Raw genomic sequence first — 21,984 nt, 5'->3', positions numbered from 1 at the left:
ACCGCGGCCCGCATAATCCGCTGAACCGCCGGATACGGACCCGTATGTCCGGTGGTGTGGGAGGGGCGGCGTCGCGAGACGCCCCCCTATCCCGATTGTCGCTTGCAGAGCTTCTGGATCAGGCCGCGATGTCGAACCGATCGAGGTTCATCACCTTGGTCCAGGCCTTGGCAAAGTTCTGCACGAACTGCTGCTTCGCATCTGACGAGGCATAGACCTCGGCGAAGGCGCGGAGCTGCGAGTGCGATCCGAAGATCAGGTCGGCGCGCGTGCCGGTCCACTTCACCGCGTTGGTCTTGCGGTCGCGTGCCTCATAGGTGCCGTCGGCAACCGGCGCCCACTGCGTGCCCATGTCGAGCAGGTTGACGAAGAAGTCGTTGCTCAGCGTCCCCGGCTTCGAGGTCAAAACGCCATGCTTCGAACCGTTCGCATTGGCACCAAGCACACGCAGGCCACCGATGAGCACGGTCAGCTCAGGCCCGGAGAGCTTCAGCAGCTGCGCGCGATCGACGAGGGCTTCTTCGGGCATCATGAACTGCTGCTTCTTGCCGATGTAGTTGCGGAAGCCATCGGCCCGCGGCTCCAGCGGCGCGAAGGACTCGACATCGGTCTGCTCCTGCGAGGCATCCATGCGGCCCGGCGTGAAAGCAACCTTCACGTCGACGCCGGCATCCTTGGCGGCCTTCTCGACCGCGGCGGTGCCGCCGAGCACGATCAGGTCGGCAAGCGAGACCTTCTTCGCGCCAGCCGAGGCGTTGAAGTCCTTCTGGATCGCTTCGAGCTTGCCGAGGACCTTCGAGAGCTGAGCCGGCTGGTTCACCTCCCAGTCCTTCTGGGGCGCGAGGCGAATGCGTGCACCGTTGGCGCCGCCGCGCTTGTCCGAGCCGCGGAACGTCGAGGCCGACGCCCAGGCAGTCGAGACCAGCTCGGACACCGAGAGGCCCGACGCGAGGATCTTCGTCTTCAGCGAGGCGATGTCCTGATCGCTGACCAGCTCGTGATTCACGGCCGGAATCGGATCCTGCCAGATCAACGCCTCCTTCGGCACCAGCGGGCCGAGATAGCGCTGGATCGGGCCCATGTCGCGATGGGTGAGCTTGAACCAGGCGCGGGCAAAGGCGTCCGCGAACTGATCCGGGTTCTCGAGGAAGCGCCGCGAGATCTTCTCATAGGCCGGATCGAACCGGAGCGAGAGGTCGGTCGTCAGCATGGTCGGCAGCTGCTTCTTGGACTTGTCGAACGCATCCGGAATGCTTGCCTCGGCATTCTTGGCCTTCCACTGCTGCGCGCCTGCCGGGCTCTTCGTCAGCTCCCACTCGTAGTTGAACAGGTTCTCGAAGAAGTAGTTGCTCCACTTCGTCGGGGTCTGCGTCCAGGTGACTTCAGGACCGCCGGTGATCGCGTCAGCGCCGACGCCCGTGCCGTACTTGCTCTTCCAGCCGAGGCCTTGCTCTTCAAGCGCGCTCGCTTCCGGCTCCGGACCGATCAGCGACGGATCGCCCGCACCGTGGGTCTTGCCGAAGGTGTGGCCGCCAGCGATGAGCGCGACGGTTTCCTCGTCGTTCATCGCCATGCGGAAGAAGGTCTCGCGGATGTCCTTCGCTGCGGCGACGGGATCCGGCTTGCCGTTCGGCCCTTCCGGATTGACGTAGATGAGGCCCATCTGCACAGCGCCGAGCGGCTCGGCGAGCTGGCGTTCGCCGCTATACCGCTCATCGCCCAGCCAGGTGCCTTCGGGACCCCAATAGAGCTCTTCCGGCTCCCACACGTCGGCGCGGCCGCCGGCGAAGCCGAAAGTCTTGAAGCCCATCGACTCCAGCGCGACGTTGCCGGCGAGCACCATCAGGTCGGCCCAGGAAATCTTGCGGCCGTACTTCTGCTTGATCGGCCAGAGCAGGCGGCGCGCCTTGTCGAGGTTGGCGTTGTCGGGCCAGCTGTTGAGCGGAGCAAACCGCTGCTGACCAGCGCCGGCGCCACCGCGACCGTCGGTGATGCGGTAAGTGCCCGCGCTGTGCCAGGCCATGCGGATCATCAGGCCGCCGTAGTGACCGAAGTCGGCCGGCCACCATTCCTGCGAATCCGTCATCAGGGCGGTCAGGTCCTTGATGACCGCGTTAAGGTCGAGCGTCTTGAATTCCTTGGCGTAGTCGAAGTCCTTGCCCATCGGATCGGACAGGCCGGAATTCTTGTGCAGCACCTCGATGCTGAGCTGGGTTGGCCACCAGTCGCGGTTCACCCGCGTGGGTTTTCCGCCCGAAAACGGGCACTTTGAAGTGTCATCCATGATTACCTCCTCTGGCGGCGTCGAACTTGCACCTTTGACCAGGTAAAAGCACTCTAAGCTGCGCGTCCTATCAGGTGAAGTTGACTTTAATGATCGCTGCGATAGGATTTTCTGATGATCAACGTGACGCTGCGTCAGCTCCGGTATTTCGATGCCTTGGCGCGTCATGCTCATTTCGGCCGCGCGGCGGAGGCCTGTTCCATCTCGCAGCCGGCATTGTCGATGCAGATCAAGGAGTTGGAAGAGGCGCTCGGCGGCCTGCTGCTGGAGCGTAGCGCTCGCCAGGTCGCGCTGACCCGGTTCGGCGAGGAACTTGCGCAGCGCGTCCGCGACATTTTGCGCTCGGTCGATGAGCTCGGCGATTTCGCCCGCGCCTCGCAGGACCGGTTTGCAGGCCGCCTGCGCATCGGCATGATCCCGACGATCGCGCCCTACCTCCTGCCCAAGATCACCAAGAATCTCACGCGCATGCATCCGGAACTCGACATCCGCGTGCGCGAGACGATGACGCCGCGGCTGATCCAGGAACTGGTCGAAGGTCGGCTCGACACCGCCATCGTTGCGCTGCCGGTGTCCGAGCCCTCGCTCACCGAGGTCGCACTGTTCGACGAGAAATTCCTGCTGGTGCGGCCGGGCTCGGATGAAGGCACACCGGTGCCATCGCGCGAGATGATGCGGGAGATGCGGCTGTTGCTGCTCGAGGAGGGGCATTGCTTCCGCGATCAGGCGCTCTCCTTCTGCAACATGCAGTCGGCGCCGCCGCGCGAGATGCTTGATGCGAATTCGCTGTCGACGCTGGTCCAGATGGTCAGCGCCGGCATCGGCGTCACGTTGATCCCGGAAATGGCGGTGCCGGTGGAGACGCGATCGGCCTCGGTCTCGCTCGCGCGCTTCCGCGACCCGCAGCCCTCGCGCACCATCGGCATGGTCTGGCGCAAAACCAGCCCACTGGCGCGCCAGCTCCTGCAGATTTCCGAAGTCGTGTGCCTGTCGGCCGGCAAGGTGCGCGCTAAACAATCGCTGCGCAGCCTACGAGCCTGAGGTCCCGATGCCGCATCCGATCATCCGCCCCGCCCGCGCCGACGAATATGACGAGGTCGGCCGTGTCTGGATGGAGAGCTGGGTTTCGACCGGGCTCGCGGAGGAGAGCGGCTTCCTGCTCGCGAATTTGCGCGCGCGTATCAGGCGTGAGATCGAGAACGGCTGGAGCCTGTTCGTCGCCGACGACCGCGGCACGATCGCCGCGATGCTGGCGCTGCATCTGCCAAAGCTCTATCTCGACATGCTTTTCGTCGCGCCCGCCTATCAGGGGCAATCGCTCGGACGGAAGCTGCTAGCCTTCACGCGCACGCAAATGCCGGACGAGATGTACCTGCGCTGCGTCCGCGAGAACGAGAAAGCCTGGCGCTGGTACGAACGCGAAGGCTTTGTGTTCGAGAAGGAAGAGATCGAGCCGTCGAACGGGTTCGTGATGAAGTATTACCGGTGGAAGAATAAAGGAAATGCCCGATGATCAAGCTCTATTGGTCGCCCCGCTCGCGCTCGTTCACGACGCTGTGGCTGATGGAGGAAAGCGGCCTTCCCTATGAGCGCGTGCTGACCGACATCTCGACCGGCGCGCAGAAGGCGCCGGATTTCCTCAAGATCAATCCGATGGGCAAGGTGCCGGCACTCAGCGACGGCGATGCTGCGCTGGGCGAAGCTGCCGCGATCTGCGCTTACATCGCCGATCGCTATCCCGAGACGAAGCTTGCACCGCCCGCGACCGATCCGCGGCGCGCGCGCTATCTGCAATGGCTGCTCTTCTCGCCGAGCTGCATCGAGCCTGCCATCATCCAGATCTTCACCAAGATCGAGGTGCCGGCGTCGACCGCGGCCTGGGGCAGCGCCACACAGGTCTTCGACGTGCTGGAAGCCGCGCTCGCGAAGGGACCGTGGATACTCGGCGAGGAGTTTTCCGCTGCCGACATCACGGTCGGCTCAGGCCTGAATTTCGCGGTGCGCCTGTTCAAGATGGTGCCGTCGCGCCCGGCATTCGATGCCTATCTCGCGCGTTGCATGGCGCGGCCGGCGTTCCAGCGTGCGGAGAAGATCGCGGCGGGTTAGAGCGTTTTCGAGCGAAGTGGATACCGGTTCGCGCAAAGAAAACGCGTCAAAACAAGAATCTAGAGCCCCGTTCCGGTTCCATCGGAACGGAAATGGCTCTAGTCCGGAGTCTTCAAATCGTCCGGCTTCGGCATCAGGATGATGTTGTAGCCGGAATCGACATAGTGGATCTCGCCGGTCACGCCGCCGGAGAGGTCCGACAAAAGATACAGCGCCGAGCCGCCGAGCTGGTCGAGCGTGACACCGCGGCGTAGCGGCGAATGCTTTTGCATGAAGGCGAACATCGCGCGCGCCTCGCCGATGCCGGAGCCGGCGAGCGTGCGGATGGGGCCCGCGGAAACCGCGTTGACGCGGATGCCGCGCGGCCCGAAATCGGAGGCGAGATAGCGCACGGAGGCTTCAAGTGCCGCCTTGGCTACGCCCATGACGTTGTAATTCGGCATCGCGCGCTCCGAGGCGCCGAAGGTCAGCGTGATCATGCTGCCGCCCTCCGTCATCAGCTCGGCGGCGCGTTTTGCGACCTCCGTAAACGAGAAGCAGGAGATCACCATGGTCCGCGAAAAGTTCTCGCGGCTGGTGTCGGCGTAGCGACCCTTCAGCTCGTTCTTGTCGGCGAAGCCGATCGCGTGGATCACGAAATCGAGGCGGCCCCATTTCTCGCGGAGCGCAGCGAAGGTCGCGTCGACGCTGGCGATGTCCTCGACGTCGCAAGGCAGCACCAGATCAACGCCGAGCGATTCCGCCAGCGGCTTGACCCGCTTGCCGAGCGCCTCGCCCTGGAAGGTGAAGGCAAGCTCGGCGCCATGGGCATGCAGCGTCTTCGCCATGCCCCACGCGATCGAATGATCATTGGCGATGCCCATGATCAGACCGCGCTTGCCTTTCATCAGTTCTTGCATTGCAGCCGTCGCTCCTATTCTCGACGTCATCGCCCGTCTTGTGCGCGCTGCGCACCGAGGCGGGCGATCCAGTATTCCAGAGACGGTCGTGATAAATAGAGAAGCCGCGGCGTACTGGATGCCCCGCTTTCGCGGGGCATGACAAAGTCAGAGATCACACATCCAGCCGGCTGAACACCAGCGTCGCGTTGGTGCCGCCGAAGCCGAAGGAGTTCGACAGCACGGTGCCGATCTTGGCGTTGTCGATGCGCTTGCGCACGATCGGCATGTCGGCGAACACGGGATCGAGTTCCTGGATGTGCGCGCTCTCGCAGATGAAGCCGTTGTTCATCATCAGCAGCGAGTAGATCGCTTCCTGCACACCGGTCGCGCCCAGCGAGTGGCCGGTCAGCGCCTTGGTCGCCGAGATCGGCGGGCACTTCTCGCCGGCGCCGAACACCCGCCGCAGCGCGTCGATCTCCGGCGGATCGCCGGCGGGGGTCGAGGTCGCGTGCGGATTGATGTAGTCGACCTTGGTCTTCACCGTCGACAACGCCATGCGCATGCAGCGCTCGGCGCCTTCACCTGATGGCGCGACCATGTCGTAGCCGTCCGACGTCGCGCCGTAGCCGACGATCTCGCCGTAGATGCGCGCGCCACGCGCCTTGGCGTGCTCGAGCTCTTCCAGCACCAGCACGCCGGCACCGCCGGCAATGACAAAACCGTCGCGGTTGACGTCGTAGGGGCGCGAGGCCGTGGCGGGAGTGTCATTGTATTTCGAGGACATCGCGCCCATCGCGTCGAACAGCACCGACAGCGACCAGTCCAGTTCCTCGCAGCCGCCGGCGAAGATGACGTCCTGCTTGCCGATCTGGATCGTCTCATAGGCGTTGCCGACGCAGTGGTTCGACGTCGCGCAGGCCGAGGAGATCGAATAGTTCACGCCCTTGATCTTGAACCAGGTCGCGAGCGTCGCGGAGGCGGTGGACGACATCGCCTTCGGCACTGCAAACGGTCCGACGCGCTTTGGGCCCTTGGTGCGGGTGATGTCGGCGGATTCGACGATGGTACGGGCGGACGGGCCGCCGGAGCCCATGATGATACCGGTGCGGATATTGGAGACTTCTTCAGGTGACAGACCGGAGTCCTGGATCGCCTGCTCCATCGCAATGTGATTCCACGCCGCGCCCTGACCGAGGAAACGCATGGCGCGACGGTCGACGACGGTTGCTGGATCAAGCGTCGGCGCACCTTGCACCTGCGAACGGAAGCCGAGCTCGGCATATTTCTCAGCCCGCGAAATGCCCGACTTCGCCTCGTGAAGGCTCGCAAGCACTTCCTGGGTGTTGTTTCCGATGGACGAGACGATGCCCATCCCGGTGACCACAACCCGCCTCATGACAGCCTCGCCTAAATCGTTGTCTTCCTGGTGATGCGCCTTGTTGGTAATGCGCTTAGCCCAGGCTTGTGCCCTGCTTGAACAAGCCGACCTTCAAGTCCTTGGCGCGATAGATAATCTGGTCATCGACCGAAAGCCACCCGTCGGCGATACCGAGCACGAGCTTTGAACGCATCACGCGCTTGATATCGACGTTGTACACAACCTTGCGGGCCTCGGGCAGCACCTGGCCGCTGAACTTCAGCTCGTTCAGGCCAAGCGCGCGACCGCGACCTTCGCCCCCGATCCAGCCCAGATAAAAGCCGACCATTTGCCACAGCGCATCGAGGCCGAGGCAGCCCGGCATCACCGGATCGTTCTTGAAGTGGCAGCCGAAAAACCAGAGATCGGGCTTCACATCGAGCTCGGCCCGCACCAGCCCCTTGCCGAACTCGCCGCCGGTGTCGGTGATTTCCGTGATGCGGTCGAACATGAGCATCGGCGGCAGCGGCAGCTGGGCATTGCCCGGACCGAACATCTCGCCGCGAGCACATGTCAGCAGATCTTCGTATTCGTAACCGTTGCGCCTGTTCAGCATGCGGAAGCCTCTATTTTAACCCCGGTTGAGCGGCGTTTCTGGCAAAAATGGGCCCCGTTCGGCTCGGAAAGCAACGTCAATTGCCGTCGTCAGGCGCGAATGCCGAGAGCCCGATGGACCGCGAACCAGGCCTCAATACCCGGCCGCGCCAAAATCGGCTAAGCGGAACCGCGCGCTCTCTAACACAGGCCATTTCGGCGGCAAAGCGCTCTCATGAAGGTAAAATGACGGGGTCCTCGCCCGGTTCCAGGCCTGATTAGAACCCCTCTAGTTGCGAGAAACTTGCATCTGCATCTTTCTGTTCTTATATTGCAGGTCGATAGTGTCCACGCGTGCCCGAAATCTGGAAATGAGCGAGAATACCGCGCCCCATCGCGACGACGACGTCCATTCTGCAGCCCTCCTGACCGGCCGCCAGCCGGCCTTGACCGGCTGCCCTTGGCACGACGTCAACGAAATGCTCCAGTCCGCGGGGCTCCGACCGACCCGCCAGCGCATGGCGCTCGGCTGGCTCTTGTTTGGCAAGGGCGCACGCCACCTCACGGCTGAAATGCTGTACGAGGAAGCGACGCTGGCCAAAGTTCCGGTCTCGCTGGCGACCGTCTACAACACGCTGAACCAGCTCACCGATGCTGGTCTGCTCCGCCAGGTCAGCGTCGACGGCACCAAGACCTATTTCGACACCAACGTCACCACCCACCACCACTATTACCTCGAGAACAGCCACGAGCTGGTCGACATCGAGGATCCGCATCTGGCGCTGTCCAAGATGCCGGAGGTGCCCGAGGGCTATGAGATCGCCCGCATCGACATGGTCGTGCGTCTGCGCAAGAAGCGCTGAGATCGATCCCAAATTGCTGATTTGATCGTCATGGCCGGGTTATCGCGGCCATTGTCGTTTACGGCGTCAATTGACCTGCTCGTCCGAGTACACGCCCCAGAGACGTTCCTGCTGGATCCAGCCGTCAAAACCGTTGCCGGTGACGCGGCACCAATTTGCGGCGCACTTCTTCACCTGCGTCACGACGCCGGCCTGGAGCTTGGCCGCAACCGCGCTGTCAGGATCGGCCCGGTCGTAGATCGGCGCGAGGTCGTCCTTGTGCTTCATGGTGACGACCGCGGTGCGGCGGCCGGACAGCAGGGAGTGATAGACCCAGCCCTCGGCACCCTCGGAATCGCGCACCCGGCGCCAGTTCTCGAACTCGGCAGTGATTTCGACCGGCAGGCCTGAACGGGTGTAGACCCAGGCCACGTCATTGTCCTTGGTCGGACCTGCGCGGACGTTCACGTGATCCGACTTGAGGCTGACATAGCGCGGCACCGGCAGGCCGCTAGCGGTCTGGGGGGGTGTTATCCTTCGCCGAATGCCCGGGGCTGACCGAGGCGCTTAACCAAGTGCAAACGAGCGCCATCACCGAACAAAAACGCCCCAACGCCATCAACCCGTCTCCTGTCGAGGATCCGGCCAAGCCCGGTCCTCACCCCAAGTCCAAAACCTGCCGCGTAAGCCCCCGCCCCGCCCCACGCGAGTGTTCCTGAAGCCGGATCCGCAAGCCAGACCCGTGGTTCTTGTCTTGGCCCGGCCTTCTGCTAGAGAGGACGGACACTTGAACAACCAGTTTGTCCCGATTTTCCGGCCGGAAATGTCGGGAGAGCTTGAAGGAAACGCCGGGGACGACGCGGCAAGGGCAGTGTCGAACAACCGGGTTAATGAGGCCTGAACGGCCGGCCTTTGGCGACAGAGGCGGCTCGCGATGCCTCATGAGAGCAGGACATGTCGGTGAAGAAAAAGCCCCTCGTCGTCGTGACGCGCAAGCTGCCGGATTCCATCGAGACGCGGATGCGCGAACTGTTCGACGCGCGGATCAATCTCGAGGACACCCCGATGTCGGCCGAGCAGCTCGCGGAGGCCGCGCGCACTGCCGACGTGCTGGTTCCAACCGTCACCGACAACATCACCGCCGACATCGTCAACCAGCCCGACTGCAAGCTCCGCTTGATCGCGAATTTCGGCAACGGCGTCGACAATATCGATGTCGAGGCGGCGCATGCCCGCGGCATCACCGTCACCAATACGCCGAAGGTTCTCACCGAAGACACCGCCGACATGACCATGGCGCTGATCCTGGCCGTGCCGCGCCGGATGATCGAAGGCGCCTCGATCCTGACGGAAGGAAAGCACTGGGCAGGCTGGTCGCCGACCTGGATGCTCGGTCACCGCATCGGCGGCAAGCGCCTCGGCATCATCGGCATGGGCCGCATCGGCCAGGCGGTCGCGCGCCGCGCCCGCGCCTTCGGCCTGCAGATTCACTATCACAACCGCCGTCCCGTCGCGCCGAAGATCGCCGAAGAACTTGGCGCGACCTATTGGGAAAGCCTCGACCAGATGCTGGCGCGGATGGACATCATCTCGGTGAACTGTCCGCACACGCCCGCGACTTATCATTTGCTTTCGGCGCGGCGGCTGAAGCTGATCCGGAAAGATGCCTACATCGTCAACACCGCGCGCGGCTCGGTCACCGACGAGGACACGCTGATCAAGCTGATCGAAGGCGGCGAGATCGGCGGCGCCGGCCTCGACGTCTATGAGCACGAGCCCGCGGTCAATCCGAAGCTGGTGCGGCTCGCCAAGGCCGGCAAGGTGACGCTGCTGCCGCATATGGGCTCAGCCACGATCGAAGGCCGCGTCGAAATGGGCGAGAAGGTGATCATCAACATCCGCACCTTCCTCGATGCGCACAAGCCGCCGGATCGCGTGCTGCCGAGCATGCTCTGAGTTTCCAACCGGCTGCGTGACCAGCTCTCCGCTCCTCATCCTGAGGAGCGCGGAACGCGCGTCTCGAAGGATGAATGGCCGAGCTGCATCAGCCGGGCCTGCATGGTTCGAGACGCGCGCAAAAGCGCGCTCCTCACCATGAGGATCCGGTGTCTTGGCGCGTCTCGCGCTTGCGCCAGCCCGTGACGAAATCGATGAAGGCGCGCAGCGCGGGCGGTGTCTGGCGCCCCCGGCACGCGCTACGCGGCCGAGGAGACGGCGCATCTCGACAGCGAGAAGCCGGCCACGACGTAACGGACCGCAAATCAGGTGCGATGGGCGCTGAGGTCGGTCATGACGGGCCCATCGCCATTGAGCGGATTGGCCGGATCGCGCGTGTAGCGCAGCGTCTCGAAGCGCATCGCGCGCGCATCGATCATCAGGAGACGGCCGACGAGGCCATCGCCAAAGCCGACGATCTCGCGGATCGCTTCCAGCGCCATCATCGAGCCGAGCACGCCCGCAAGCGCACCCATGACGCCGGCCTCGGCGCAGGCCGGCACCGTGCCGGGCGGCGGCGCCTCAGGAAACAGGCAGCGATAGGTTGGATTGAACTCGCCCTGCTCGTTCTTCTCATGCGCCCGGATGGTGGTGAGCGAGCCGTCGAAGGTGCCGAGCGCCGCCGTGATCAGCGGCCTCTGCGCGAAGAAGCAGGCATCCGAGACAAGATAACGCGTCGAGAAATTGTCGGAGCCGTCGAGCACGAGATCGTAGTCGCCGATCAGCGACAGAGCATTGTCGGCATTGAGCCAGGTGGCATGGCCGACGAAGTGCACATGCGGATTGAGCGCCGAGATCCGTTCCGCCGCGCTCTCGACCTTGTGGCGGCCGATATCGGGCGTCGTGTGGATCACCTGGCGCTGAAGGTTGGACAGCGACACCACGTCGTCATCGACCACGCCGAGCGTGCCGACGCCGGCAGCGGCAAGATACATCAGCGCCGGCGCACCGAGCCCGCCGGCGCCGATCACCAGCACGGAGGCCTGCTTCAGCGCGGCCTGCCCCGGCCCGCCGACATCGCGCAGCACGATATGGCGGGCATAGCGTTCGAGTTCGTCCGGGCTCAGCATCGTCGTACGTCCTCCTACCAGGCCCTTCGCCCTTCAACCCTCACGGTGAGAAGCGCGGAACGCGCGTCTCGAACCATGAAGGCCCCGATATCGCATGGGGCCATCCTTCGAGATGCGACCTTCGGGCCGCTCCTCAGGATGAGGGCCTGAGTTCGTGGCCTCTACTGCCGCCTGAACCACCCCGAGTTTGTTCGCGACCAACGAGATGTGCTTCAATGGCAGCACGTTCAATGGGCTGGCTGGATTTGTCATGAGATCGATGCTTGCGGCAACACTGATGTTTGCGACTGCCGCAGGCGCGAACGCCCAGATGGCGACGCCACAAATCCCCGGCACCAAGCCGAAAACCGTCCAGACCGTTCCGATCCGCCCGCCCGCCTTGCAGACGGCGTCGGAAACGGCGGATGGGATGGCGCAAGCCGAACGGATGTCGCTGCAATCCGACCTCGCCTGGGTCGGCGAATATAACGGTGCAATCACCGGCGACGTTAGCGAGCGCATGGTCAATGCCATCAAAGAGTACCAGAAGAAAAAGGGCGGCAAGCCGACCGGCGTGCTCAATCCGCAGGAGCGCGCCGCACTCGCCGAGACCGCGCGGCGGAAGCAGGAGAGCGTCGGCTGGAAGATCGTGATGGAGCCGACCAGCGGCGCGCGGCTCGGCATCCCCGGCAAGCTGGTGCCGCAGCAGGTCACCGACGCCAACGGCTCGAAATGGACCTCGCCGACCAGCACGGTGCAGGTGCTGCTCGGCCGCCGCAAGGAGGCGAACCCGAGCACCGCGAAGCTCGCCGAGCGGGAGAAGAAAGAGCCGGCCGGGCGCCAGGTCGACTACACCGTGGTGAAGCCCGATTTCTTCGTGCTTTCGGGGCTTCAGGGCCTGAAGAAATTCTACGTGCGCGGTACATTCAAAGGCGACGAAGTCCGCATCATGACGATCCTCTACGACCAGGCGACCGAGAACACGGTCGAGCCTGTCGTGATCGCGATGTCGAGTGCGTTCAACGCGTTTCCGTCTGGACCGCAAGCCGGGCCGCCACCGCGCAAGACCGTCGAATACGGCACCGGCGTCGTCGTCAGCGAAGACGGCGCGATTGTCACCGACCGCCTCGGCACCGATAGCTGCCTCGCGATCACGATCGCTGGCTATGGCAGTGCCGACCGTCTCGCCGAGGACAAGGAGCACGATCTCGCGCTGTTGCACATCTACGGCGCGCACGGCCTGAAGCCGCTCAGCCTCACTGGCGGCACGGCGAAGACGAATGTCGATGTCGTCGGTATCGCGGATCCCCAGAGCCAGGGTGGCGCGGCCAGCGTGTCTAGTCTCAAGGGCGCGCTGGCGCCGGTCACGGCGAGCGATTCCGCGCTCTCTCCTCCGCCGACGGTCGGCTTCTCCGGCAGCCCGGCCATCGACGGCGACGGCAAATTCGCCGGCATCGCGCTGTTGAAGCCGGCAATGGTGGCGGGACCTGCGACGTCTGTTCCGGCGTCACAGGCGGTCATGGTCTCCGCAGAGACGGTGCGCGATTTCCTGAAAGCGAACGCTGTCGCCGCGAACGGTACATCGACGGATGCGAAGGCCGCCGTCGTTCGCGTGATCTGCGTGCGGAAGTAACTCGCGCGATTTGGAAGACCCTCTCGCGTCCCGGACGCAGTGCGGCGTGAAATGCCGCACTGCTGAGCCGGGACCCATACCTCGAACAGTTTGCCGCTCTCTGGGCCCCGGCTCTGCAGCGCACCGCTTCGCGCTGCGCTGCGTCCGGGGCGCGAGACCTAATCCAGCCTGAACCTGACCCCGCTCTTTGCGAGACCACCCGAAATGCCGACCGGTGTGCCATCCGCACGCCAGCAGGCGGCGCCGGTCATGGTGCCGTCGTCATGGAAGGCGATGCCGTTCATGCCGCCGGCGATAGTCGCAACGGGCAGCACGTTGTGGCCGAGTTCCGCCAGCTTCGCGCGCACACTCTCCGGCACCGTCTGCTCGACCTCGAGCGCGTTGCCCTCGGTCCAGACGCGCGGCGCCTCGACCGCCTCCTGCAGGCACATGTCGTGGTCGATGAGGTTGACCAGCGCCTGCATCGCGCTCGGGAAGATGCGCTTGCCGCCGGGCAGGCCGAGCGCATAGCGCAGCTTGCCGTCGTTCAGCGCCATCATCGGCGACATCGAGGTCGTCACGCGCTTGCCCGGCGCCAGCGACAGCGCGTGGCCGGGACGCGGATCGAACAGGCTCATGTAGTTATTGGCGATGGCGCCGAGCCCCGGGATCATGATCTTCGCGCCGAACAGATCGTTGATGGTCTGCGTGGTCGCGACCACATTGTCGAAGGCATCCGCCGCCGTCATATGCGTGGTGTGAGCGCCTTCGAGCTGCGACACGCCGGCGCCCCAGGCCTGCGCCCGCGCCGGATCGATGACGCGGCGGCGCTCCTCGGCATAGGCCTTCGAGGTCAGCTTCTCCACGGGCACGCCGACATAGTCAGGATCGCCGCTGGCCGCGGCGCGATCGGCGAAGGCGATCTTCAGGACCTCGGCGAGATAATGGATGGTCTCGGGCGTTCCGAACCCGAGGCCGCCGACGTCGTAGCCCTCCAGGATGTTCAGCATTTGCGCGATATGCACGCCGGAAGCAGCCGGCGGCGGCGGGCCAAGGATGGTCCAGCCGCGATAGTCGGCGCGGATCGGCTGCCGCTCGACGGTCTTGTAGTTCGTCAGATCGTTGCGTCGGATGAAGCCGCCGGTCTTTTCCATGTAGTCGACCAGGATGCCGCCGAGCGGCCCCTCATGGAGCGCTGCCTCACCGTGATCGGCGATATAGCGCAAGGTTTCGGCATATTCGGACTGCACCACACGCTCACCGACCTTCAGCGGCTCGCCATCAGGCAAGTAGATCGCCGCAATCGGCTTGTCCTTCCGCATCTCGGCGGCGCTCCCGCTGATGCACTCGTGCAGATAGGACGTCGCCGCGAAGCCGCGCGCAGCGTGCTTGATCGCTGGCTGCATGACATCGGCGAGGCTCATGGTGCCGAACCGGCGCAGCGTTTCGCACCAGGCTTTCAGCGAGCCCGGCACCGCGACCGCCTTCGGGCCGTTAAGGTTCTCGTTGCCGACGGTGTCGAAGACATCGTGCGCCGAGCCGGGCTTGGAAGTGTAGGTGGTATCATGCACCGCCGATGGCACAGTGCTCTGGCCGTCGATGAAGCGATGGCTGCCGTCGGCGAGGCGGATGTGGGCCATACCGCCGCCTATGATGCCGACCATCATCGGCTCGACCACGGTCAGCGTGAACAGGCTCGCGATCGCAGCGTCGATGGCATTGCCACCGGCCGCCAGCATCTCGGCGCCCGCGCTGGAGGCCAGCGGATGGTTGCTGACGACCATGCCGCGGCTCGATACCGCAGGCATTTTCTGGCATTCAAAGGTCGTTGACGTCCGGTCGCGCCAGTTTCCGCCCATACCACTCATCCTTCTTATTCAAGGCAGCGAGCACATCATACGCTGGACTACGGGTCCAGTATTGGTACGGATTAGCTGACATTCCCGATTCTGCCACTAGCCCGGCCATGACACTGAATCGACATCGGTCGCGATCACACCCGCTCGCGTAGCCAGGTTTCACGCCGCACGATCCATTTCTCGGACTTCGACTGTCCGCCATGATGGGCGAGCTCGATGAAGCCGACGAATTCCGCACCCGTCTTTTGCTTGACCCGGCGCGAAGCTTCGTTGGTCGCGGCGTTGCAGACATAGAAATGGTCGAGGCCGAGCGTGAGGAACGCAAAATCGTTCACCGCGGCGATCGCCTCCGTCATCAATCCGCGCCGCCAGTAAGGCTCCGCCAGCCAGAAGCCACGATTGCCTTTCAGGCCTTTGGCTCGGGGACGGAGATGGATGTTTCCGATCGCCTCGCCATCGCCGCCCTTCAGCACCAGCACCCAGTGATGGATTTCCTCACCGGCTGATATCTTGTCGAGTTGCAGCCGGACGAAGGTTTCCGCACCATCTGCCGGGTACGGCCATGGCACGACGGTGGAGAGATGCCGGATAATGTTCCAGTTGTCGAAATGGCGCTGGATCGCCGGCGCGTCAGACAATGCGAGCGGACGCAGGATCAGCCGTTCGGTTTCAAGCTGCGGCGTCTGCATGGCCTTCTATTTCTGACATTTCGGACACCAGAAGGTCGACCGGCCGTTCTGGGTGAAGCGCTTGATCGCGCCGCCGCAACCGGGCGTCGTGCATTTCTCGCCCTCGCGGTCATAGACCTTGAACGAGTGCTGGAAATAACCGAGCTCGCCCGAGGTCTGGCGATGGTCGCGCAAGCTGGAGCCGCCGGCCTTGATTGCGTCGTTCAGCACGGTGTGGATCGCACCGACCAGTCTCTGCGCATGGTCCGTCGGCTCGCCTCCGCCAACGCCCTTGCGTCCCTTGGTCGCGAGCGTCGCGGCGATCCGGCGCGGCGACAGATGCGAGCGATGCAGGGCTTCGCAGACATAGATGTTGCCGAGCCCGGCCACCACGCGCTGATCGAGCAGCGCGGCCTTCAGGCTCGTGGCCTTGCCCGCGCAGGCGTGCGCCAGCATCGCGGCATCGAACTCGTTGCCGAGTGGCTCGGGACCGAGCCCGCGGAGCAGCGGCTCCTCGTCGAGCGCATTGCGCGCGATCACCTTCATGTAACCGAAACGGCGCGGATCGTTGAACACGATGTCGGCGCCCGAGGACATCCGGAACAGCACGTGGTCGTGCGTGGAGTCCTTAGCCCGCGGATAGTGAAACTCGCCCGGCGCGGTGTCGTCGTCCGGCTTGATGACGCGAAACGAGCCCGACATGCCCAGATGCATTAAGAGCACGTCGCCGGAGGCAAGATCGGCCATGAGATATTTTGCGCGGCGTCCCAGCCCCGTGACGACCTGCCCCTGGAGCCGGGCCACGAAATCCGGCTGGAACGGAAAGCGCAGGTCCGCCCGGCGGGCCTCCGCGGTGAGGATTTTCGCTCCCTCCATGACAGGCTGAAGGCCACGGCGGACGGTCTCGACTTCGGGCAATTCAGGCATCGTCAGGCATTCACCTTATGAGGGCGGTGTGATAGCGCCATTGCGGCGGCCGCGCTATGGTCCGCCTCGCGGAGTAGAGTAATGGATCGGTCGGGCGAAACCACGCATTTTGGCTTCAGGGATGTTCCCCTGGGGGACAAGCAGACGCTGGTAAACGATGTGTTTCACAGCGTGGCGTCGCGCTACGACCTGATGAACGACCTGATGTCCGGCGGCCTGCACCGGGTCTGGAAGGACATCATGATCACTACGCTCGACCCGCCCAGGAGCGACCGGCCGTTTGCGTTGCTCGACGTTGCCGGCGGCACCGGCGACATCTCGTTCCGCGCCGCCAAGGCGGCGGGCACCGGCTTCCATGCCACCGTCTGCGACATCAACGCCGACATGCTGGCCGTGGGCCGCGAGCGCGCCGCCAAGCACCATCTCGACACCCAGGTCGATTTCGTCGAAGGCAATGCCGAAGCGCTCGCCTTCGCCGACCGCAGCTTTGACGCATATACAATCGCTTTCGGCATTCGCAACGTGCCGCGGATCGACCTCGCGCTGCGCGAGGCCTATCGCGTGCTGAAGCCGGGCAGCCGCTTCCTGTGCCTGGAGTTCTCCACCGTCGAGATGCCCGGGCTCGACCGGCTCTACGATCTGTTCTCGTTCAAGGTGATCCCGCCGCTCGGCCGCATGGTCTCGGGTGACGCCGAGTCCTACCAGTATCTCGTCGAATCGATCCGCAAGTTTCCCAAGCCTCACGCCTTCGCCGACATGATTCGCGACGCCGGCTTCGCCCGCGTCAGCTGGCAGACCTTGTCCGGCGGCATTGTCGCACTGCATTCGGGCTGGCGTTTGTGATCTCTTCCTTTACTCACATTGCGCGCCTGATCCGCGCCGCGTTCGTGTTCGCCCGCGAGGGCGTGTTCGGCTCGGTCGATCCGGGCCTGGTGCCGCCGCCGGGACAGGTCGCGCTGAAATTGGCGCGGCTCGTCGAGCGGCGCGGCGTCAAGCAAGGCCCACGGATATCCCGCGCGCTGACCCGGATGGGGCCGGCCTATCTCAAGCTCGGCCAGTTCCTGGCGACGCGTCCGGATGTCGTCGGCGTCGGCATGGCGCGCGACCTCGAAAGCCTCCAGGACCGCCTGCCGCCATTTTCGCAAGCCGAAGCGGAAGCTGCGATCACGACCTCGCTGGAGCGGCCGCTAACGGACGTGTTCGCGAGCTTCGGTCCACCGGTCGCGGCCGCCTCGATCGCCCAGGTGCATCGCGGCGAAATCCTGCGCGACGGCATCCGCAAGCCGGTCGCGATCAAGGTGCTGCGGCCCAACGTCGCCGCGCGCTTCCGCCGCGACCTCTCCGACTTCTTCTTCGTCGCGCACGAGGCCGAGACCTATTCGGCCGAGGCGCGGCGGCTGCGCCTCGTCGAAGTCATCAACACCATGTCGCGCTCGGTCGCGATGGAGATGGATCTGCGGCTGGAAGCCGCCGCGCTGTCGGAGATGGCAGAAAACACGCGCGACGATCCTGATTTCCGCGTGCCGACCGTCGACTGGGACCGCACCACGCACAACGTGCTGACGATGGAGTGGATCGACGGCATCGCGCTGAATGATCACAAGCGCCTTGCAGAGGCGCATGTCGATCTGCCCGATCTCGGCCGCAAGGTGATCCAGAGCTTTCTGCGACACGCACTGCGCGACGGCTACTTCCACGCCGACATGCATCCGGGCAATTTGTTCCTGGATGACTCCGGCCGTCTCGTCGCGGTCGATTTCGGCATCATGGGCCGCCTCGGCATGAAGGAGCGGCGCTTCCTCGCGGAGATCCTGCTCGGCTTCATCACCCGCAACTATCGCCGCGTGGCTGAAGTGCATTTCGAAGCCGGCTATGTCCCCGCACACCACTCGGTCGAAAACTTTGCGCAGGCGATCCGAGCCATCGGCGAGCCGATCCACAACCGCACCGCCGAGGAGATCTCGATGGCGCGTCTGCTGACGCTGCTGCTCGAGGTGACCGGCCTGTTCGACATGACGACGCGACCAGAGTTGATCCTGCTGCAGAAGACCATGGTCGTGGTCGAGGGCGTGGCGCGCGGCTTCGATCCCAAGCTCGACATCTGGAAGATCGCCGATCCCGTGGTGCGCGAATGGATCGAGCGCAATCTCGGACCGATCGGCCGCGTCCAGGGCGCGTTGGCCGGCGGCGGCGAACTCGCCCGCGTGCTGATGAACCTGCCCGACATCGCCGCGCGCTCGGCCAAGGTGCTCGAGCAGCTCGAGACCATGACCCGCGAGGGCCTTCGGCTGTCGCCGGAAAGCATCGCGGCGATGGGCCGCAGCGAGGGCCGCAAGAACCGCTGGCGCACCGTGGCGCTCTGGATCATCGCCGCGACCTTCATCGGAATCCTGATCGCCGTCAGGAATCTTTGATTGCATTGCAATCAAGCATGTGATAGCATCGCTATCATTCCGTGCTGGAGGGCGTCATGGCAAGCCTGACCATCCGCAAGCTCGACGACGCCGTCAAAACTTACTTGCGGCTGCGCTCGGCCAAGAACCGGAGGTCGGTCGAGGAAGAGGTCCGGGTCATCCTGCGGGAGCTGATCGAGGGCCGCGAGGAGCCGCTGACGCCATTTGCGGTGCCGCCTGCAGCGCCTACTGTCGGCCCGACGCCGCAGCGCACCGGCGCCGTCCCTGAGGCCAGCGTTACCCTGATCATCGGCGGCGGGATCGCGGCCTATAAGTCGCTTGACCTGATTCGAAGGCTGAAGGAGCGCCGCATCGAGGTCCGCTGTGTCCTGACCAAGGCGGCGCAGCAATTCGTCACGCCGCTCGCCGTGAGCGCGCTCTCGCATGAGCGTGTCTATAGCGACCTGTTCGACCCGCAGAGCGAGTTCGACGCCGGCCACATTCGCCTGGCGCGCGAGTGCGACATGATCGTGGTGGCGCCAGCGACCGCTGACCTGATGGCCAAGATGGCGAACGGCCATGCCGACGATCTCGCCAGCGCCATCCTGCTCGCCACCAACCGCAAGATCCTGCTCGCGCCGGCTATGAACCCGCTGATGTGGAACAATGCGGCGACGCGGCGCAACGTTGCCCAGCTCCAGCGCGACGGCGTGGTGCTGATCGGACCGAACTCCGGTGAGATGGCCGAAGCCGGTGAAGCCGGCATCGGCCGCATGTCCGAGGCGATCGAGATCGCCACCGCCGCCGAGCGCCTGCTGCGACCGCCGGTGCCGCGACCGCTCGCCGGCAAGCGCGTGCTGATCACCGCAGGTCCGACGCATGAGCCGATCGATCCGGTGCGCTACATCGCCAACCGCTCGTCCGGCAAGCAGGGCTTTGCCATTGCCGCCGCCGCGCAGGCCGCAGGCGCCGAGGTGATTTTGGTGAGCGGCCCGGTCGGGCTCGACGACCCCCAGGGCGTGACGGTCAAGCATGTGGAATCAGCCCGCCAGATGCTTGAGCAGGTGCAGGCAGCGCTTCCGGCCGACATCGCTATCTTCGCCGCAGCCGTGGCCGACTGGCGCGTCGCCAATGAGGGCGAGCAGAAGCTGAAGAAGACCTCGGCCGGCATGCCGCCGCTGCAACTGGTCGAGAACCCCGACATCCTCGCGACGATCTCCAAGCTGACCGACAAGCGCCCGCCGCTGGTGATCGGCTTTGCCGCCGAGACCGAGCACCTGATCGACAACGCGAAAGCAAAAATCGCCCGCAAAGGCTGCGACTGGATCGTCGCCAACGACGTGTCGCCCGCCACCGGCGTGATGGGCGGCGACCGCAACACGGTTCATCTGCTGACGCGCGATGGCGGGGAGATCAGCGTGGATTCATGGCCGGTCATGACCAAAGAGCAGGTCGCGGTGGAGTTGATCGCTCATATCGCGAAAGCCGTCGCAAACAATACCGCGAAGAGGGAGACTGCTACTTGAGTACCACCGTTAAGGTTCGACATTAGGCAACTGCCACATGGTGAAGCCCTCCGGCCTATCAGAGCGCGGATGCCGCGAGGTTCGACCTTCTGGCCGCGGGGCTCGGCCAGACAATGCTTCGCGAACTGTAGGAGGGGTTGGTAAGCCGTAACTTCCGAATTTGGTGTTTTCGCGCCGGAGGAGCGGGCGACGGAACCGCTGCCGAGCGGCTTTGCGTCGAGCCTCACGGATGCCGAACGGGCGGCACTTGCACTCGATGTTGGTTGGCTGAAGTGGCGAGCGGAGTTCCGCGTACAAATGCTGTCTTCGGGGATTCTTCAACGTGGCTGGCGCAGCGTTTTCGAGGCAGACATCCTAAGCCTTATCGCCTTCAGCTGGCTTTCCGGCCGCGCGATCACGCTCAAGGAACTCTCTACCTATTTCGAGCTCTTCGCGACACCAACGACCATTTTCCGACATCTCGACGATATGGAGAAAGCTGGGATCATCCGTCGAGTACCGGACGAGGAAGACAAACGGCGTCTGCTGCTAATTCCAACCGAAAGGCTGGAGCATGTAGGCAAGGCTTTTCTGAGTGCGCGCGTGGAACTCTTGAGACGCAATGGCTTCCAATGGTCGCCGCAGACGACAAATGATCTAAAAACTGCAATCGATACTGCGTGAAGCCCATTTGTCCTGTCTGTATATGGGCTGCCCAACGGCTTCGAAACGAAGCCCTGCCGCCGATCTTCTGACCAACTCGGGCAATTTCCTCCCCAGCGTATCGCTCGAAACCAGCCGATCGGCGCCCCCTGAACAGACAGGATGAGCCGTGAAGCAGATATATCTCGTTACCATCGCGATGGTGTCGATTTCCGCCTGCGTACCGTCAACCGCGCAGCATGCCGACTTCACAAGCCCGCCCTACAACGGGGCTATGAACAACGGCCCTTCGCAGGGGGCGCCGGCGCACTCGCCTTATGGCGGCAAGATGAGCCCGGCTGGCGTAAAGCTCCTTGCCGACACTGAAAAGTTTCGTGCCAAATGCGGAGCTAAGGCAGCCAGCGTCGCGGTGAATGCCGGTAAGCAGGTCGGACAAACCGGGTTCACGGCGGGCATGATGAGCATGGCCACCGGCGGCCTAGCGTCTCCGGAGGAGCAAATCCGCAACAAGGCGCGAGCGGATGTCTTGGCAATGGCGGCGGCGCAGGATTGCCCCTGAGCTGGAGTGGTGCCGGCCGGCCGCCACCTCTCGACCAGGATCGCAAAATCCGACCGAATTGAGTCGGGAGGGATTCCCATCGGGCGCGAATTCTGGTTCACATGCCTGCTGAACGAGAGGGCCAGCACGCCGTTGTCGGAAGACTTGCGGGTCCGGCTGATCGAGGCGGTTGAAGAAGGCATGTCGCGCCGTGCGTCGCCGACAAATCCCGGGAGCCGGCATCTTGAGCACGAAAGTCACGGTCGAACTGCAACGCCTGCCGCATGCCGACGGCCTGCCACAGCCGGCCTATCAGACCGCCGAGGCCGCCGGCCTCGACCTGATGGCCGCGGTTCCGGACAGCGAGCCGATGACGCTCGCGCCTGGCCAACACGCACTGGTGCCGACGGGCCTTGCGATCGCATTGCCACCCGGGCACGAGGCGCAGGTGCGGCCGCGCTCGGGGCTTGCTGCCAAGCACGGCGTCACCGTGCTGAATTCGCCGGGCACGATCGATGCGGACTATCGGGGCGAGATCAAGGTGATCCTGATCAATCACGGCCAGGCCTCCTTCGTGATCAAGCGCGGCGAGCGCATCGCGCAAATGGTGGTCGCGCCCGTGGTGCAGGCCGCGCTGGTTCCCGTTGCGACATTGTCCGCGACCGATCGCGGCGCCGGCGGCTTCGGCTCGACCGGCCGCTAACTCACGGC

20 protein-coding genes and 1 pseudogene are annotated in these 21,984 nt (G+C 64.3%); 12 read left to right on the top strand and 9 right to left on the bottom strand.

Annotation, left to right across the window (positions count from 1 at the left end; all coding sequences use genetic code 11):
- Positions 1 to 118: 118 nt before the first annotated feature.
- Positions 119 to 2,284, bottom strand: a complete 2,166-nt coding sequence (gene katG / locus AC629_RS26030; RefSeq protein ID WP_084807776.1) for a catalase/peroxidase HPI — start codon at positions 2,282 to 2,284, stop codon at positions 119 to 121.
- A 114-nt stretch (positions 2,285 to 2,398) separates the two neighbouring features.
- On the opposite strand from katG, the gene AC629_RS26025 reads away from it, so the two are divergent.
- Genes AC629_RS26025 through AC629_RS26015 form a run of 3 tightly spaced genes read left to right on the top strand, consistent with a single transcriptional unit; the run spans position 2,399 to position 4,390 of the window.
- Entirely contained in the window at positions 2,399 to 3,325 is a 927-nt protein-coding gene (locus tag AC629_RS26025; RefSeq protein ID WP_084807775.1) for a hydrogen peroxide-inducible genes activator, read from the top strand.
- Positions 3,326 to 3,332: 7 nt separating this feature from the next.
- The gene (locus tag AC629_RS26020; protein WP_084807774.1) at positions 3,333 to 3,797 is read left to right on the top strand and encodes a GNAT family N-acetyltransferase; all 465 of its coding nucleotides are present in this window, start codon (positions 3,333 to 3,335) and stop codon (positions 3,795 to 3,797) included.
- A complete protein-coding gene (locus AC629_RS26015; RefSeq protein ID WP_084807773.1) occupies positions 3,794 to 4,390 on the top strand; it encodes a glutathione S-transferase family protein in 597 nt (198 codons plus the stop codon). Before AC629_RS26020 ends, AC629_RS26015 begins: the two co-directional genes overlap by 4 nt.
- Before the next feature lie 98 nt (positions 4,391 to 4,488).
- Here the strand turns inward: AC629_RS26015 and fabI are convergent, their stop codons facing one another.
- The 3 genes from fabI to fabA form a co-directional block, all read right to left on the bottom strand.
- Positions 4,489 to 5,289, bottom strand: coding sequence for an enoyl-ACP reductase FabI (gene fabI, locus AC629_RS26010; protein ID WP_084807772.1), 801 nt, complete (start codon positions 5,287 to 5,289; stop codon positions 4,489 to 4,491).
- 154 nt (positions 5,290 to 5,443) lie between these two features.
- The gene (fabB, locus tag AC629_RS26005; RefSeq protein WP_084807771.1) at positions 5,444 to 6,667 is read right to left on the bottom strand and encodes a beta-ketoacyl-ACP synthase I; all 1,224 of its coding nucleotides are present in this window, start codon (positions 6,665 to 6,667) and stop codon (positions 5,444 to 5,446) included.
- Positions 6,668 to 6,722: 55 nt separating this feature from the next.
- Complete coding sequence (gene fabA, locus AC629_RS26000) at positions 6,723 to 7,244, bottom strand: bifunctional 3-hydroxydecanoyl-ACP dehydratase/trans-2-decenoyl-ACP isomerase (RefSeq protein ID WP_084807770.1); 522 nt, start codon at positions 7,242 to 7,244, stop codon at positions 6,723 to 6,725.
- A gap of 349 nt (positions 7,245 to 7,593) precedes the next feature.
- On the opposite strand from fabA, the gene irrA reads away from it, so the two are divergent.
- Entirely contained in the window at positions 7,594 to 8,085 is a 492-nt protein-coding gene (gene irrA, locus AC629_RS25995) for an iron response transcriptional regulator IrrA (protein ID WP_084807769.1), read from the top strand.
- A gap of 66 nt (positions 8,086 to 8,151) precedes the next feature.
- Here the strand turns inward: irrA and AC629_RS25990 are convergent.
- Positions 8,152 to 8,683: pseudogene (locus AC629_RS25990) on the bottom strand (SH3 domain-containing protein).
- A 335-nt stretch (positions 8,684 to 9,018) separates the two neighbouring features.
- Here AC629_RS25990 and AC629_RS25985 point away from each other — a divergent pair.
- Positions 9,019 to 10,020: a 2-hydroxyacid dehydrogenase gene (locus tag AC629_RS25985; protein WP_074121890.1), complete on the top strand. Its 1,002-nt coding sequence runs from the start codon at positions 9,019 to 9,021 to the stop codon at positions 10,018 to 10,020.
- A 305-nt stretch (positions 10,021 to 10,325) separates the two neighbouring features.
- On the opposite strand, the gene AC629_RS25980 is transcribed toward AC629_RS25985, so the two are convergent.
- Entirely contained in the window at positions 10,326 to 11,129 is an 804-nt protein-coding gene (locus AC629_RS25980; protein WP_084807768.1) for a HesA/MoeB/ThiF family protein, read from the bottom strand.
- 250 nt (positions 11,130 to 11,379) lie between these two features.
- Here AC629_RS25980 and AC629_RS25975 point away from each other — a divergent pair, with 250 nt between their 5' ends.
- Positions 11,380 to 12,741 carry a serine protease gene (locus tag AC629_RS25975; RefSeq protein ID WP_084807779.1) on the top strand — a complete coding sequence of 454 codons (1,362 nt, stop codon included), beginning with the start codon at positions 11,380 to 11,382 and terminating at the stop codon, positions 12,739 to 12,741.
- A 158-nt stretch (positions 12,742 to 12,899) separates the two neighbouring features.
- On the opposite strand, the gene ggt is transcribed toward AC629_RS25975, so the two are convergent.
- The 3 genes from ggt to mutM form a co-directional block, all read right to left on the bottom strand.
- A complete protein-coding gene (gene ggt, locus AC629_RS25970; RefSeq protein WP_084807767.1) occupies positions 12,900 to 14,579 on the bottom strand; it encodes a gamma-glutamyltransferase in 1,680 nt (559 codons plus the stop codon).
- Between the two features lie 134 nt (positions 14,580 to 14,713).
- On the bottom strand, positions 14,714 to 15,268 hold the full coding sequence (locus AC629_RS25965; RefSeq protein WP_084807766.1) for a GNAT family N-acetyltransferase: 555 nt from the start codon (positions 15,266 to 15,268) through the stop codon (positions 14,714 to 14,716).
- A 6-nt stretch (positions 15,269 to 15,274) separates the two neighbouring features.
- Positions 15,275 to 16,174, bottom strand: coding sequence for a bifunctional DNA-formamidopyrimidine glycosylase/DNA-(apurinic or apyrimidinic site) lyase (gene mutM / locus AC629_RS25960; protein ID WP_084807765.1), 900 nt, complete (start codon positions 16,172 to 16,174; stop codon positions 15,275 to 15,277).
- An 81-nt stretch (positions 16,175 to 16,255) separates the two neighbouring features.
- Here mutM and ubiE point away from each other — a divergent pair, with 81 nt between their 5' ends.
- From ubiE to dut, 6 genes are all read left to right on the top strand, one after another.
- Positions 16,256 to 17,017, top strand: a complete 762-nt coding sequence (gene ubiE / locus AC629_RS25955) for a bifunctional demethylmenaquinone methyltransferase/2-methoxy-6-polyprenyl-1,4-benzoquinol methylase UbiE (protein WP_084807764.1) — start codon at positions 16,256 to 16,258, stop codon at positions 17,015 to 17,017.
- Positions 17,014 to 18,588, top strand: coding sequence for a 2-polyprenylphenol 6-hydroxylase (ubiB, locus tag AC629_RS25950; protein WP_084807763.1), 1,575 nt, complete (start codon positions 17,014 to 17,016; stop codon positions 18,586 to 18,588). Before ubiE ends, ubiB begins: the two co-directional genes overlap by 4 nt.
- A 56-nt stretch (positions 18,589 to 18,644) precedes the next feature.
- The gene (coaBC, locus tag AC629_RS25945; protein ID WP_084807778.1) at positions 18,645 to 20,093 is read left to right on the top strand and encodes a bifunctional phosphopantothenoylcysteine decarboxylase/phosphopantothenate--cysteine ligase CoaBC; all 1,449 of its coding nucleotides are present in this window, start codon (positions 18,645 to 18,647) and stop codon (positions 20,091 to 20,093) included.
- 297 nt (positions 20,094 to 20,390) lie between these two features.
- Complete coding sequence (locus tag AC629_RS25940) at positions 20,391 to 20,756, top strand: MarR family transcriptional regulator (RefSeq protein ID WP_084807762.1); 366 nt, start codon at positions 20,391 to 20,393, stop codon at positions 20,754 to 20,756.
- A gap of 148 nt (positions 20,757 to 20,904) precedes the next feature.
- A complete protein-coding gene (locus AC629_RS25935) occupies positions 20,905 to 21,294 on the top strand; it encodes a hypothetical protein (protein WP_084807761.1) in 390 nt (129 codons plus the stop codon).
- A 223-nt stretch (positions 21,295 to 21,517) separates the two neighbouring features.
- Positions 21,518 to 21,976: a dUTP diphosphatase gene (dut, locus tag AC629_RS25930; protein WP_084807760.1), complete on the top strand. Its 459-nt coding sequence runs from the start codon at positions 21,518 to 21,520 to the stop codon at positions 21,974 to 21,976.
- Positions 21,977 to 21,984: the final 8 nt, after the last annotated feature.

Source organism: Bradyrhizobium sp. NAS80.1, assembly GCF_001908205.1.
GTDB lineage: Bacteria > Pseudomonadota > Alphaproteobacteria > Rhizobiales > Xanthobacteraceae > Bradyrhizobium.
The sequence above is the reverse complement of the archived record's forward strand: the minus strand, read 5'-3'. Positions and strand labels throughout refer to the sequence as shown.